Source organism: Actinoplanes sp. 13 (assembly GCF_056134165.1).
In genome coordinates this window covers 117,936-132,549 of sequence record NZ_JBVYOQ010000005.1, presented here as the reverse complement: position 1 = coordinate 132,549, position 14,614 = coordinate 117,936, and the positions used below count along the sequence as shown (strand labels likewise).

10 protein-coding genes are annotated in these 14,614 nt (G+C 71.8%); 4 read left to right on the top strand and 6 right to left on the bottom strand.

Features of this window, described 5'->3' with window-relative positions; all coding sequences use genetic code 11:
* Positions 1 to 34 precede the first annotated feature (34 nt).
* Together AC0NH5_RS13110 and AC0NH5_RS13105 are read right to left on the bottom strand one after the other, a co-directional pair.
* Positions 35 to 1,492, bottom strand: coding sequence for a hypothetical protein (locus AC0NH5_RS13110; RefSeq protein ID WP_474403197.1), 1,458 nt, complete (start codon positions 1,490 to 1,492; stop codon positions 35 to 37).
* A 4-nt stretch (positions 1,493 to 1,496) separates the two neighbouring features.
* Positions 1,497 to 2,000 (bottom strand): hypothetical protein, encoded by a 504-nt coding sequence (locus AC0NH5_RS13105; protein WP_474403195.1) that lies wholly within the window; start codon positions 1,998 to 2,000, stop codon positions 1,497 to 1,499.
* Positions 2,001 to 2,205: 205 nt separating this feature from the next.
* Between AC0NH5_RS13105 and AC0NH5_RS13100 the strand changes: the two genes are divergently transcribed.
* Complete coding sequence (locus AC0NH5_RS13100) at positions 2,206 to 3,585, top strand: NAD(P)/FAD-dependent oxidoreductase (RefSeq protein ID WP_474403192.1); 1,380 nt, start codon at positions 2,206 to 2,208, stop codon at positions 3,583 to 3,585.
* A 94-nt stretch (positions 3,586 to 3,679) separates the two neighbouring features.
* Here the strand turns inward: AC0NH5_RS13100 and AC0NH5_RS13095 are convergent, their stop codons facing one another.
* Positions 3,680 to 5,470 (bottom strand): flavin-containing monooxygenase, encoded by a 1,791-nt coding sequence (locus tag AC0NH5_RS13095; RefSeq protein ID WP_474403190.1) that lies wholly within the window; start codon positions 5,468 to 5,470, stop codon positions 3,680 to 3,682.
* A 155-nt stretch (positions 5,471 to 5,625) separates the two neighbouring features.
* Positions 5,626 to 6,267 carry a TetR/AcrR family transcriptional regulator gene (locus tag AC0NH5_RS13090; protein ID WP_474403188.1) on the bottom strand — a complete coding sequence of 214 codons (642 nt, stop codon included), beginning with the start codon at positions 6,265 to 6,267 and terminating at the stop codon, positions 5,626 to 5,628.
* Between the two features lie 90 nt (positions 6,268 to 6,357).
* On the opposite strand from AC0NH5_RS13090, the gene AC0NH5_RS13085 reads away from it, so the two are divergent.
* A complete protein-coding gene (locus AC0NH5_RS13085; RefSeq protein ID WP_474403186.1) occupies positions 6,358 to 8,172 on the top strand; it encodes a maleylacetate reductase and hydroxyquinol 1,2-dioxygenase domain-containing protein in 1,815 nt (604 codons plus the stop codon).
* 64 nt (positions 8,173 to 8,236) lie between these two features.
* Here the strand turns inward: AC0NH5_RS13085 and AC0NH5_RS13080 are convergent, their stop codons facing one another.
* A complete protein-coding gene (locus AC0NH5_RS13080) occupies positions 8,237 to 9,268 on the bottom strand; it encodes a LacI family DNA-binding transcriptional regulator (RefSeq protein ID WP_474403184.1) in 1,032 nt (343 codons plus the stop codon).
* A gap of 248 nt (positions 9,269 to 9,516) precedes the next feature.
* Between AC0NH5_RS13080 and AC0NH5_RS13075 the strand changes: the two genes are divergently transcribed.
* Positions 9,517 to 10,881, top strand: coding sequence for a DUF1996 domain-containing protein (locus tag AC0NH5_RS13075; RefSeq protein ID WP_474403182.1), 1,365 nt, complete (start codon positions 9,517 to 9,519; stop codon positions 10,879 to 10,881).
* Here AC0NH5_RS13075 and AC0NH5_RS13070 read toward each other — a convergent pair.
* Positions 10,856 to 11,476 carry a DUF305 domain-containing protein gene (locus AC0NH5_RS13070; protein WP_474403180.1) on the bottom strand — a complete coding sequence of 207 codons (621 nt, stop codon included), beginning with the start codon at positions 11,474 to 11,476 and terminating at the stop codon, positions 10,856 to 10,858. The genes AC0NH5_RS13075 and AC0NH5_RS13070 overlap by 26 nt on opposite strands.
* A 125-nt stretch (positions 11,477 to 11,601) precedes the next feature.
* Here AC0NH5_RS13070 and AC0NH5_RS13065 point away from each other — a divergent pair, with 125 nt between their 5' ends.
* Positions 11,602 to 14,577, top strand: a complete 2,976-nt coding sequence (locus AC0NH5_RS13065) for a galactose-binding domain-containing protein (protein WP_474403179.1) — start codon at positions 11,602 to 11,604, stop codon at positions 14,575 to 14,577.
* The last annotated feature ends 37 nt before the right edge of the window (positions 14,578 to 14,614 follow it).

The window sequence follows — 14,614 nt, the reverse complement described above, 5'->3', positions numbered from 1 at the left end:
TCTTCTCCGCTTCGTCGTCAGCGACGTCGCCGGCTCACCCGAGCAGGGAGCCCGCGGCGATGATCAGGGCGGCGGCCGCGCAGGCCAGGGCGAGCCGCAGGTACCGGGGGCGCGTCCGCGCCCGGGCCGCCGCGGCGACGTCGAGGAAGATCGCGGCTACCGTGATCGCGAACAGGGCGACCACCATCGTGTTCGACCGTGTCCCGGCCCGGTCCGCGGTGGCCACGCCGTCGTGCTGCTCGCGAAGTTCCGCGAGGGCGTCGGCCAACGTGGCCGACACCACCGCCGAAAGCGGCGCCGCGAGGCCGTCACCGGACCGCGGGGCCATCGCCATGCCGCGGACGATCCCGGCGAGTCGCGCCACCGTCGCGGCATCGGCTGCGGTCATCGCCGCCGCGGCGGCGCCGGGCTCGGCGGCCTGTTCCACCCGCCGGCGCTCCAGCAGCGACACCTCGAACCTGGCGCCGTCCCGGAAAGCCTGGCGGACACCGCCGCCCGCCGCCGTGGCGCTGACCTGCGCCGCGTGCCTGCCCGCCGCCGCGTACCCGCGGTTCTCCTCGAGACCCGCGCGGAGCTGCACGACGGTGAACACGGTGGCCAGCACACCGAAGGCCAGCCCGAGTCCGGCGAGCAGCCGGTGATTGCGGTCCGGTGCGTCGTCCTCCGCAGGGGCGGTCGCCGGCGGGGCCGGAGCCCCGAGCCCGATCTCCGGAGCGGCCGGCCCGTTGGCCGGCGGCTGCCGCCGGGTCCCGGGACGGCCACCGCCCACCGTCCGCCGCCGGACACCCAGTCGTGCCGTCAGCCGCGCGATGAGCCCGGGGTCCAGCGTGCGGTACCAGGCGGCCATCCCGGCGACGGAGCAGAGCAGCGAAAACAGCATGACCACCGTCCAGCCGCGAGCGCGCCCGGCCAGGACGTCACCCGCCGCGGCGGCCCGCTGCGGGTCGTCCCGCGGGTCCCACTCCTTCGCCTGCTGGTCGCGCAACCGCTGCAGGACGTCGAAGCCGCCGTCCGCGGTGCGGTACTTCGGGTCGGCCACCAGCTCGTTGGCAGCGGCCAGGCCATGCGTCCCGGCGAAGTCCTCCGCCAAGGCGGCGGCCGTGCGCCGCTGCACGGCTGCCTGCCGGCGAAGGGCGTCACCGATCCCGGGATCGCTCGCGCGGCGGTCCAGTTCCTCCGCCTGCACGGTCAGCAGAGCCAGGTCGAACGCCTGTGGAGCCTCCACCTCGTACAGGTAGCGGGTCATCTCGATGGACCGCGCGGAAACCCGGTTCTGTGCCCGCACCGCGTCCTGCCACTCGCCGTTGGCCGCCGACGCCTGCCAGGCGGCGCCCAGCGTTGAGCAGGCGACGCCGACCGCGCCCGCGGCGACGGCCAGGGCCGCGAGACGCCGCTGTCGTTCCCGCGGTTGGGCACCCGCCGGCCACAGCAGCCGGGCGGCGGCCCGCCAAGGGCGCTGGACAAGGGCGCGCCATCGCGCCTGACGACGCACGTGTCTACTTCGGGACGTCGCGGACGTAGCTGGTCCCGTCCAGGATGAGGTTGTAGAAGTCGTAGCCGTAGCCGGCGTCGAACCTCGTGATCTCCCAGTTGGCGATGGTCTGAACGCCGCCGGAGAGATGGAGCGTCATGCTGGAGCCGTCGATCACGACGGTCCCGGTGTCGCCACCACCGCCCTGTTTGGAAACGATGGTCACGTCCCCGGCGCGGGAGAAGCTGATCTGCGCGCGGTCACCGTCCCAGGTGCCGACGAGCTTCTTCGGCACTCTGGTCCGCGATGCGTCCTGTTCCTCCTCGTCGGGCGGCGCCGGCGCGCGTGTCGCCTCCGGTGCAGCGGGTTCCGGGGCGGTCGTCGCCTCCGGCGGGGCGGGTCCCGGGGCGGCGGTGGTCGTGGTGACCGGCGGCGGGACCGAGGACGGCGCGGTGCCGTCCGGATCGCTGTCGCACCCGGCCAGCAGCAGCGTGAGAAGGGCGGCGCAGGCGATCAGAGATCGTTCCATGAGCGATTCCCCGGTGTCTGGGGCGGAGTCGCGCGACGTCCCCGTTCCGACTCGCGTCAGCCTGTGAAATCGGCGATTCCACATCCTGCTCCGTCCCGGTCCGGCAGGCACGACTTCTACGCCTATCCGACACTGCCCGCCCGGGTAGGAGGCGAAGTGAGCGGCGACACTGTCACATCGCGGCGGCCTGTGGGGTCCTCCTCATGTGAAGACGATTCTGGTGGTTGGCGGCGGCTACGCAGGTTTCTACACCGCCTGGAAGCTGGAGAAGAAGCTCCGGCGTGACGAGGCGCGGATCGTCGTGGTCGATCCGCGGCCGTACATGACGTATCAGCCCTTCCTGCCCGAGGTGGTGGCCGGCTCGGTGGAGGCCCGGCACGCCGCGGTGTCGCTGCGCCGGCACCTGCGGCGGGCGCGGCTCGTCGCCGGCGCGGTCGTCAAGGTCGACCACGCGCACCGCAGGGTGACGGTGCAGCCCGCCGACGGCGCGGAGTTCGAGATGGGGTACGACATCATCGTGGTCACGGCCGGTGCGGTGACCCGGAAACTGGCCGTGCCCGGGATAGCCGATTCGGCGATCGGGATGAAGCACGTCGAGGAGGCCGTGGCCATCCGTGACCGGCTGCTCACCTCCTTCGACCGGGCCTCGGCGCTGCCGCCGGGGCCGCTGCGGCGGCGGTTGCTCACGGTGACGTTCGTGGGCGGCGGGTTCTCCGGGGTGGAGGGCTTCGGCGAAGTGTTGTCGCTGGCCACCGCACTGCTGCGCAGATATCCCGAGCTGCGGCGGGACGAGTTGCGGTTCCACCTGGTGGAGGCCCGCAACCGGATCCTGCCCGAGGTCACCGACGGGCCCGGCGAGTGGGTGGTGCGCCAGCTCGAGAGGCGTGGCGCCCGGGTCCACCTGAACGCCACGATGGTCTCCGGCACCGGCGGCCACGTCGTGCTGTCGAGCGGCGAGGAGTTCGACTCCGAGCTGATCGTCTGGACGGTCGGCAACGCCGCGAACCCGATGGTGCGCGGCCACACCGACCTGCCGATCAACGAGCGCGGGATGCTGGTGGTCCGCGCCGACCTGCGGGTCGGCACCGACGAGGCGCCGGTGCCGGACGCCTGGGGCGCCGGCGACGACGCGGCCGTCCCGGACCTGGCCGTGCGCCGGCCGGGTGCGGTCACTGTCCCCAACGCACAGAACGCCGTCCGCCAGGGCAAGCTGCTGGCCCGCAACATCGTGGCGGTGCTGCGCGGGCGGCAGCCGAAGCCCTATCTGCACCGCAGCCTCGGCACGGTCGCCACGCTGGGGCTGGGCCGCGGCATCTTCCAATGGCGGGGCATCGTGATCAAGGGCGTGCTCGCGTGGCTGATGCACCGTGGCTACCACGTCCTGGCCGTACCCACCTGGGAGCGCAAGGTCCGCGTCCTGGCGGTGTGGCTGACCGCCGCGCTGTTCGGCCGGGACATCGTCTCGCTGGCCGCCGTGCAGGACCCCCGCCACGCCTTCGTCCACGGCGACGAGCCGGCCACCCGCCCGGACGAGCCGGCCACCCGCCCGGACGAGCCGGCCACCCACCGCTTCACTGCGGCCTGAGCAGGCACCTGGTCAGCGACCCCACCACGGCCGGCTGGTCCCCAGGGTCGTCCGGAGGCCGTCGGGACGACCCGGGGAGCCGGCCGCGTGCAGGTCAGGGCTGGAGGACGTCGTCGATGCTCGTCCGGCGCCACTCGCGCAGCAGCTCGTGGAAGGCGACCGGCCCCGGCCCGTACGAGAAGTTGACCGGCCGCGGCTTGCCCTCACCGTTGTAATAGCCCGGCGTGCACTCGGCCTGGAACTTGTAGGTGTTCGGCGCGGTCTCCCGGATCACCGCCGCCCAGCCCTCCTCGGCCTCGGCGGTCGGCTCGACGTACCGGGCGCCCCGCTCGGCCGCCGCGGCGACCACCGCGCCGATGTGGGTGGCCTGCTCCTGGAGCATGTGCACGAAGTTGACCGCGGCGGCGTTCTGCAGCGACCCGAGGTGGAACAGGTTGGGGAAGCCGTTGCTGTAGAAGCCGTGCAGCGTCCGCGGCCCGTTGCGCCAATGGCCGAGCAGCGGCATCCCGCCCCGCCCGGTGACGGGCAGCGTCCCGGAGAGGACGCCGGAGACCCCGACCTCGAAGCCGGTGGCGAAGACGATGCAGTCGACCTCGTACTCCTGGTCGCCGACCACGATGCCGGTCTCGGTGATCCGGGTGATGCCGCCGTGGTCGGCGGTGTCCACCAGCGTGACGTTCGGCTGGTTGAAGGTCTGCAGGTAGTGGTCGCTGAAGGTGGGCCGCTTGCACATGTAGCGGTACCACGGCTTGAGCTTTGCCGCGACCGCCGGGTCGGTGACCACCTCGTCGATCCGGGCGCGGATCTGCTCCATGGTCCGGAAGTCGGCGACCTCGTCGAGGTACTCGCGTTCCTCCTGCGACAGGTTCGGGTCGACCGAGCCGGTCAGCATCTGCCGCTGGAGCTTGGCGGTGGCCGTCCACCGGTCGCCGATCAGGTCCTCGTCGGCGTGCCCGCCGGTCACGATGGTCAGGAAGTTCTCCATCCGCTCCCGCTGCCATCCCGGCTTCAGGGAGGCCGCCCACTCGCTGTCGATCGGCCGGTTGTCGCGGACGTCGACGGTGGACGGGGTGCGCTGGAAGACGTAGAGGTGCTGGGCGTCGCGGCCCAGGTGCGGGACGATCTGGATCGCGGAGGCGCCGGTGCCGACCACGGCGACCCGCTTGTCGGCGAGCCTGTCCAGGCCACCGGTCTGGTCGCCCCCGGTGTACCCGTAATCCCACCGGCTGCTGTGGAAGGTGTGCCCGCGGAAGTCCTCGACGCCGGGGATGCCGGGCAGCTTCGGCTGCGACAGGGCACCGGAGGAGATCACCACGTACCGGGACCGGAACTCGTCGCCCTCATCGGTGGTCACCGCCCACCCGGCGGCGTCCTCGTCCCAGGTCAGGCTGGTGACGCGGGTGTGGAACAGGGCGTCGGAGTACAGGTCGAACTGCTTGCCGATCGCCACCGCGTGCTGCCGGATCTCCTCGCCCGGGGCGTACCGCCACTTCGGGACGTACCCGACCTCCTCCAGCAGCGGCATGTAGACGGTCGCCTCGATGTCGCAGTGGATGCCGGGGTACCGGTTCCAGTACCAGGTCCCGCCGAAGTCGCCGCCCTCGTCGATCATCCGGATCCGCTGCACGCCGGCCTGCCGCAGCCGCGCGCCGGAGACCAGGCCGCCGAAGCCGCCCCCGATGACGACCGCCTCGACGGTGTCGGTGACCGGCGCCCGTTCGGTGCGCTCGGTGTACGGGTCGGCCGCGTAGCAGCCGAACTCGCCGGCCGCCCGCCGGTACTGGGCGGTGCCGTCCGGCCGGATGCGGCGGTCGCGCTCCACCCGGTACTTCTCGCGCAGCGCTTCGATCTCGGCCGAGCTGAGACGGTGGGGAATCGAGGACATGGGGTTGTGCCCTTTCGCGGGGGTCGTCCTGGTGTGACGCGAGCCAACCCCAGCACCCTATTTAAAGCACCTGCTTGACGAAAAGTGTCTCCGAGGGCACTGCCGTCCGAATCGTGACCTTGCACGTGCTACGGAACGAACGCGCAGGCACGCGGTCAACTGACCGGCGCGCGGTACAGCCCTTCGATCGCGTCGATCAGGCCGGCCGCGGCCGCGTCCCAGTCCGGCGTGGTGGCCCGTTCCCGCTGCGCGCAGAGGTGCACGATCAGCGTGTGCGCCATCTCGTCGCGCTCGGCCAGCACCGCGGGCGCCAGGTCCGGCAGGCACCGGTGGATGGAGAGTGCGATCGCCCGCAGCATCGGCGCGTCCCGCAGCTCGTCGGCGGCCAGCTCCCGCAGGCTCGGCTCGGTCATCACCTGGGCGGCGAACCGCGCGTACCAACTCGGTGACCCGATCTCGGCCAGGTGCTCGGTGAACGAGCGCACCTCGCAGGTCACCCAGTCGCGGACGGCGCTACTTCCCTCGTACCGCTGGATGAGCCGCCGCCGGATCACCTCCATCGGCCGGGCATGCCGCCGGATGATGGCCCGGACCAGGTCGTCGCGCCCGCCGAAGTGATAGCCGACCGCCGCGTTGTTGCCCTGGCCGGCGGCCTCGCTGATCTGCCGGTGCGAGACCGAGAAGACGCCGTGCTCGGCGAAGAGCCGCTCGGCGGTCGCGAGAATGGCCGCCCGGGTCTGCTCCACCTGTTCGGTGCGTGCCCGGCGGCCACCGGCGACGGTGCCGGGTTCCCTCATGAGCGACAAGCATAGGACCGCCCGGCGTGGACGCGGCGTGCCCCGGCGCGCGAGGATGCAGGCGAACCCCCGATCCGGAGGGAACGCCCTGTGACGACGACGTCTTTCGTGCACTCCAGCTCGCCGTCCCGGGTGGTGTTCGGCGCCGGCGCGCTGAACCGCCTTCCGGACGAGGTGCGGCGGCTGGGCCGCTCCCGCGTGCTGCTGGTCTGCGGCCCGGGCACGGCCGAGGCGGTGCGGCGCGCCGAGGAGCTGCTCGGCCCGCTGCTCGCGGGCACCTTCGACGGCGCCACCGTGCACACCCCGGTCGAGGTCACCGAGCGCGCGCTGCGGCGTCTCGGCGACGCCGACTGCCTGGTCAGCCTCGGCGGCGGCTCCGCCACCGGCCTCGGCAAGGCACTGTCGGCCCGGTCCGGCCTTCCGCAGATCGCCATCCCCACGACGTACGCCGGGAGCGAGGTCACGCCGGTCCTCGGCGAGACCAGTGGCGCCGAGAAGGTGACCAGGTCAGGTCCGGAGATCCTGCCGGAGACTGTCCTCTACGACGTGGAACTCACCCTCGGCCTGCCCGTCGCGGTCTCCGTCACCAGTGGCGTCAACGCGATGGCGCACGCCGTCGAGGCGCTGTGGTCGCCGGACGCCACCCCGGTCACCGACCAGCTGGCGGTGGAGTCGCTGACCCGGCTGAGCCGCGCCCTGCCCGGCATCGTCGCCGACCCGGCGGACCTGACGGCGCGCGCGGACGCCCTGGTCGGCGCGTGGCTGGCCGGCATCTGCCTCGGTTCGGCCGGGATGGGCCCGCACCACAAGGTCTGCCACCACCTGGGCGGGGCGTACGCGATGCCGCACGCCGGGACGCACACGGTGGTGCTGCCGCACGCCATGGCGTTCATGGCGGGCGAGGCGCCCGAGGCGCTGGCGCGGATCGCGCGGGCGCTGGGCGTCGCGGACGCTCCGGCGGGGATGTACGACCTGATCGTCCGGCTGGGCGGCCCCACGTCGTTGCGCGAGCTGGGCCTGCCGGCCGGCGTGACGGGACCGTACCCGGAGATCGTGCGGGCGGCGTACGAGGGCGGACGTCCCGGTGGCCGGGCGGTGCCACCGGACTTCGGGTGGCTCACCGACGAGGTGGTGGAGTCGTTCGCGCGTACCCCCGACGACCGTCTTCGCGTGGTGATCAGCGACCTGGTGCGTACGCTGCACGGTTTTGCCCGCCGGGTGGATCTCACCCAGGCCGAGTGGCAGCGGGCCGTCGAGTTCCTCACCCGCACCGGCGCGATGTGCAGCGACACCCGGCAGGAGTTCGTGCTGCTCTCGGACACGCTCGGGATCTCCAGCATGGTCGACCTGATGGAGAACTCACGCACGCCGGACACCACCCCGTCGGCGGTGCTCGGCCCGTTCTACGTGCCCGGCCCGCCCGAGATGGCGCCGGGTACGGACCTCGCCGCCGGCCTGCCGGGGGAGCCCCTGGAGGTGGACGTGCGGGTGACCGGCCTGACTGGCGAGCCGGTGCCGGACGCCGTGGTCGACGTCTGGCAGTCCGACCGGGACGGCTTCTACGACGTGCAGCTGCCCGAGCTGGAGGGCCCGGTGCTGCGCGGCCGGTTCCGCAGCGACGACCAGGGGCGGGTGCGGTTCCGGACCATCGTGCCGTCGGAGTACCCGATTCCCGACGACGGGCCGGTCGGGCAGATGCTCGCCGCCACCGGCCGGCACCAGTGGCGCGCCCCGCACCTGCATTTCATGATCAACGCGCCCGGTCACCGCCGGCTGATCACCCAGTTGTTCGTGGCGGGCGGGGCCTACCTCGACTCGGACACCGTCTTCGGCGTCAAGGAGGCGCTGATCGCCGACTTCAGCGGCGGCCGCCTCACCTACACCTTCCGCATCCAGCCCACCTGACCCCCGCCCGTGGTCCGGCCTGCGTGTGAACTTGCGGTCCGTTCCGAACCCCAAGTTCACACGGTCAGGCGGTTTGGCGTACTACCAGGGTGGGCTCGTAGATGACCGAGGTGACCCGGGCCTGCGGGTCCTCGATCCGGTCGAGCAGCAGCCGGGCCGCCTGGGCCGCCATGTCCTCCAGCGGGTGCCGCACCGTGGTCAGCGCGGGCCGGGCGGCGACCGCGGCGCTGCTGTCGTCGAAGCCGACCACCGCCACGTCCTCGGGCACCCGGCGCCCGGCGTCCCGCAGCACCAGCAGCGCGCCGAGCGCCATCAGGTCGTTGGCCACGAACACCCCGTCGAGCCCGGGGTGCTCGGCGAGCAGTTCCTTCATCGCCTGTTCGCCGCTGTCCCGGGTGAAATTGCCGGTGGCGACCGGCACCCAGGCGTGCCCGTGGCGGGCCAGCGCGCGCCGGAAGCCGGCCAGCCGGTCGACGCTGGCCGGCACGTCGGCCGGCCCGGAGATCATGCCGATCTGCCGGCAGCCGCGCTCCACGAGGAGGCCGGCGGCGAGCGCGGCGCCGGTCTCGTTGGCCAGGTCGACGTAGCTGATCGGCACCGGCTCGGGCGGCCGGCCGATCAGCACGGCCGGGATGCGTGCTTCGGCGAGCAGTCCGGGCAGCGGGTCGTGGGCGGGCAGGGAGAGCACGACGGCGCCGTCGGCCTGGCCGTTGCGCAGGTCGCCGACCAGGCGGCGGTGCCCGTCGGCGCCGACCATCTGCAGGGCCAGCTGCACGCCGACCGGGCGCAGCACGCTCATCAAGCCGCCGACGACCCGGCCGAAGTACGGGTCGGCGAAGAACCGGCTCATGAACGGGTCGTCGTCGTGCGTCTCGGAGTCGGAGACGACCAGGGCCACGGTGCCGCTGCGCCGGGTGACCAGCGACCGGGCCAGGCGGTTCGGCACATATCCGGTCTGGTCGACGGCGCTCCACACCTGCTGGTGCAACAGCGGGTCGACGTTGCGGATGCCGTTGATGACGCGGGACACGGTCGCGCGCGAGACACCCGCCACGCGTGCCACGTCTTCGAGCGTGGGCAGCCGGTGGCTCTGCATGCCCGAGGTTATATCACGGAGAGCGCTTTCCGCGGACCCCACCGTAGCGGCCACCCGTCGACCCGCGTGTGAAGGTCGGGCTCTTATGCGGGCCGAACTTCACACGCGGGATGTTCCGGAACCTCAAGTCATTGACGTGCGTCGGCGAGGGGAATCACGATGGGAAAGCGCTCTCCAAGCGTCCATCCGTCCTCGTCCCCCTTGGAGAACTCGTGCGAAGGACACAGCTCAGACGGATCCTGGCGCCCTTGAGCGCCGCCGTGCTCGCCGCCTCGGTGCTGGCTGTCGGCATCCGGTCCGCGGAGGCGGCCGACACCCTGCTCTCGCAGGGCCGCCCGGCCCTCGCCTCGTCGCTGGAGAACGGCGAGGCACCGGCCATCGCGGCCTTCGACGGCCGTGCCGACACCCGCTGGGGCAGCCAGTGGGCCGATCCGCAGTGGATCCGCGTCGACCTCGGCGCCACCGCGACGATCAACCGGGTGGTGCTGGAGTGGGAGGCCGCGTACGCCCGGGCCTTCCAGATCCAGACCTCGCCCGACGGCAATGCCTGGACCAGCGTCTACAGCACCACCAATGCCACCGGTGGGAGGCAGAGCCTGACGGTCTCCGGCGCCGGGCGGTACGTGCGGATGTACGGCACCCAGCGCGGCACCGGTTACGGCTACTCGCTGTACGAGTTCCAGGTCTACGGCACGTCCTCGGCCACCCCGCAGCCCACCGGCGGCGCCGGTTACGTGAACGCGAACCCGCCGGTCACCGGCGTGGTCCCGTCCACACAGACCCCGCCCGCGACGAACCCCCCGGTCACCCACCGCGAGTTCCAGGCGAACTGCTCGGTGAGCCGGGCCAACCTCAACGACGACCCGATCGTCTTCCCGAACCTGCCGGGCGCGTCACACTCGCACACGTTCATGGGCAACCGCACCACGAACGCCAACTCGACGCTGTCCTCGCTGCAGGCCGGCGGGACGTCGTGCGTCACGCCGGGTGACAAGACCGGTTACTGGATGCCGACTCTGCTCAACGGCAACACCGCGGTGCAGCCGGACGGCCCGCAGGTCATCTACTACAAGAGCGGCGTCATCGACTATCGCAGCGTCCGGCCGTTCCCGCCCGGCCTGCGGTACGTGGTCGGCAGCCCGAACGCCACCCTGGACGAGTTCCGGTACGCCCCCGGCGCGGTCGAGGGCTTCGAGTGCGGCAACAGCGCTTTCAACTGGGACATCCCGGCGAACTGCCCGGCCGGGACCCAGTTGAACGTCCGTTACCAGGCGCCGAGCTGCTGGAACGGCCTGCACCTGGACACGCCGGACCACAAGAGTCACATGTCTTACCCGGTCAACGGGGTCTGCCCGGTCTCGCACCCGGTCGCCGTGCCGATGATCGAGTTCAAGATGGCGTGGCCGGTCAGCGGCGACATGTCGCAGGTCCGGTTCTCCAGCGGCCGGGGTTATTCGTTCCACTACGACGTCTACAACGTGTGGGACCCGCCGACCCTGGCCGCCCTGGTGCGGCACTGCATCAACGGCGGGCTGCAGTGCAACCCGCGCGGGTTCGACCTCTACAAACCGGAGCGCGGCGCGGCACTCAACGAGAACTACGAGTTGCCCTGACGGTAGACGAACCACTCGATAACACTTTTCCGTAATTATTTTCCAACTCGGCAAGGGCGTCCTCGCGGCTGGCAAGAATGCTTTCCGCGAGGGCGACCGTGCGCGGTTCCTGGCCGGCGGTGCGCTCACTGCCGGCCAGTTGGCGCCCCTGCTTGAGGTGCTCCTCGAGGCAGGTGCGCAGCAGCGTGTCGAACCGTTCGCCGCGCAGCGCGGTGGCCTCGGCGACCTTCTCCGGGGTGACCATGCCTGGCATCGGCATGCCCTTGTGCGGGTTCACCGAGGGCAGGCCGGCTTGCCGGTGGAGGGCGCGCAGGGTGCTCAGTTCCTCGTCGGTGAAGGCGCGTACGCGCTCGCTGAGCTGCTGCAATGCCGGATCCTCGCCGTTGGCGGGCGCCAGGTCGAGCAGCGGTAGCAGTTCCTCGCCCATGGCGATGTTGATCTCGATCCAGGAGCGGTCGGTGCCGCCGAAGGAAGCGGCCGCGGCGGCGGGTGGAGGGCTCGGGCTGGGCGCCGGTCGCGGCGTGCCGCAACCGGCGGTCACGAGCAGGCCCGCGGTGAGCGCGCATGCGAGAAGAAACCGGGGATTCGCATTCACGCCCCGAAGTCTCCGGCGGCGGATCCGCATGTGTCAACGGCCTCCTATTGACGCCCGGCAACATGGGCGAAACAATCGCCTCGCTTGGAGAGCGCTTTCCATCCCCCCGGAACTAGGGCGTGATCATGAATAAGAAACGTGGGCCCACAGTCGTGGCGGTGGTTCTGGCCATGCTGTGCGGCCTGGCCGCCGTGTCCGTGACGACCGCCGCCGGCGCCGCGGAGGCGCTGCTGTCGCAGGGGAAGCCCGCCGCCGCTTCGTCGTCGGAGGGCGCGGACGTCACCGCCGACAAGGCCTTCGACGGCAACGACGGGACCCGGTGGTCGAGCCAGTTCGCCGACCCGCAGTGGATCCGCGTGGACCTCGGCGCCACCACCATGATCAGCCGCGTGGTGCTGAAGTGGGAGACCGCCCACGGCAGGGCGTACCAGATTCAGACCTCCGACGACGGCAGCACCTGGACCACGATCCACACCCAGGCCGCCGGCACCGGCGGCGTCGAGACGATCGCCGTCACCGGCGCCGGGCGCTACGTGCGCCTGAACGGCACCGCCCGGGGCACCGGCTACGGCTACTCGCTGTGGGAGTTCCAGGTGTTCGGCGGCTCGACGACGCCGGTGGAACCCGGCGACTTCACCACGATCTGGTCGGACACCTTCGACGGCCCGGCGAACTCGTCGCCGAGCGCGGGCAACTGGCTGCTGCGCACCGGCACGCAGTACCCGGGCGGAGCGGCCAACTGGGGCACCGGTTCGGTGGAGACCGCCGGCGCGTCGACCGCCAACGTGGCCCTGGACGGCGCCGGCCGGCTCAGCATCCGGGCGGTCCGCGACGGCGCCGGCAACTGGACCTCCGGGCGGATCGAGACCCAGCGCACCGACTTCACCCCGCAGCGCGGCGAGATGCTCAAGTTCGCCGCCGTGCTCAAACAGCCGCAGGTCGCCAACGGCCTCGGGTACTGGCCCGGCTTCCGGGCCACCGGCGCCGCGTACCGCGGCAACTACACCAACTGGCCGGGCGTCGGCGAGACCGACATCATGACCAACGTCAACGGCCGGGAGGAGCTCTCCCAGACGATGCACTGCGGCACGGCGCCGGGCGGGGTGTGCAACGAGTACGACGGCCGGTCGTCCGGCCTCGCCTCCTGCGCCGGCTGCCTGACCGGCTACCACGAGTACGCGCAGGTCATCGACCGCACCAAGACCGATGAGGAGATCCGCTTCTACCTCGACGGCCGGCAGACCTGGGTGGTCCGCCAGTCCCAGGTCGGCGTCGCGGCCTGGCAGGCGGCCGTGCACCACGGCTTCTACCTCCGCCTCGACCTGGCCGTCGGCGGCTCGCTGCCGAACGCCATCGCCGGCTTCACCACCCCGACCGCCGGCACCACCTCCGGCGGAGTGCTCAGCGTCGACTCGGTGACCGTCTCGCGGGCCACCGGCGCGACCGCGCCGGCGATGACCGACCCGCCGGTGCCCGCCGGGCCGAGCGTGGTCCGGGTGACCGGCTCGCAGGGCAACTGGCAGCTCACCGTGAACGGCAGCCCGTGGGAGATCAAGGGCATGACGTACGGGCCTCCGCAGGCGGCCGCCGACGGCTACATGCGGGACCTTCGCGCCATGGGCGTCAACACGATCCGCATCTGGGGGCCGGACGCGGCCACGCCATCGCTGCTCGACACCGCCGCGCGGCACGGGATCAAGGTGATCGTCGGGCTCTGGCTCAACCACGGCACCGACTACGTGAACGACACCGCCTACAAGACCGCGGTCAAGGCCGAGATCGTCGCCAAGGTGAACGAGCTGAAGGGCCGCTCCGGCGTGCTGCTCTGGGACGTCGGCAACGAGGTCATCCTGGAGATGCAGAACTACGGGCTGGCCGCCGACGTGGTCGAGGCGCGGCGGGTGGCGTACGCCAAGTTCGTCAACGAGGTGGCGGTGGCGATCCACGCCGCCGACCCGAACCACCCGGTCACGTCGACCGACGCGTACACCCACGCGTGGACGTACTACAAGCCGCACGCGCCGGCCCTGGACCTGCTGGCGGTCAACTCGTACGGGGCGATCGACACCGTGAAGCGGGACTGGATCGCGGGCGGGTACACCAAGCCGTACATCCTCACCGAAGGCGGGCCGGCGGGGGAGTGGGAAGTGCCGGGCGACGTCAACGGGGTGCCGGCCGAGCCGTCCGACCTGCAGAAGAGGGCCGGGTACGCGTACAGCTGGAACGCGATCAAGGGGCATCCGGGGGTGGCGCTCGGTGCGACCGAGTTCCACTACGGGATCGAGAACGACTTCGGCGGCGTGTGGCTCAACACCACCACGGGCGGCTGGCGGCGGCTCGGCTATCACGCGATGCGCCAGGCGTACACCGGGCAGGCGGCGCCGAACACCCCGCCCGAGATCACCGCGATGTCGGTGGGTTCACAGACGGCGGTGCCGGCCGGCGGGACGTTCACCGTCGACACGACCGTGACGGACCCGCAGGGTGACCTGATCCGGTACCACCTGATGGCGAGCGACAAGCACATCACCGGGAACCGCGGGCTCATCCATCTGACCTACACCCACAACGGCAACGGCCGGTTCACGGTACGGGCACCGGAGGCGCTGGGGGTCTGGAAGGTGTACGTCTACGCGTACGACGGGCACGGCAACGTCGGCATCGAGCAGCGCTCGTTCCGTGTCGTCCCGCCCACCGTGCCCGGCACCGACCTGGCCCGCGGGAAGACCGTGACCGCCTCCACGTGGCAGCCGACCGGCACGAACGGGCCGCAGCTGCCGTCGTACGCGGTGGACGGTGATTACGGCACCCGGTGGGCCAGCGAATGGGTGGACGCCGCGTGGATCCAGGTGGACCTCGGGTCGGTGCAGTCGTTCAACCACGTGCAGCTGGCGTGGGAGGCGGCGTACGCGAAGTCGTACACCGTGCAGACCTCGAACGACGGCACGACCTGGACCACCGTCCACGCGACCACGACGGGCAACGGCGGCTTCGACAGCCTGAACGTCGCCGGCTCCGGCCGGTACGTGCGGGTCAACGGCACCGTCCGCGCCACCGCGTACGGCTATTCGCTGTACGAGCTCGGCGTCTACCGCAGCTGAGCCCAGCCCCGGCGCCCCGGCCCACCCGCCGGGGCGC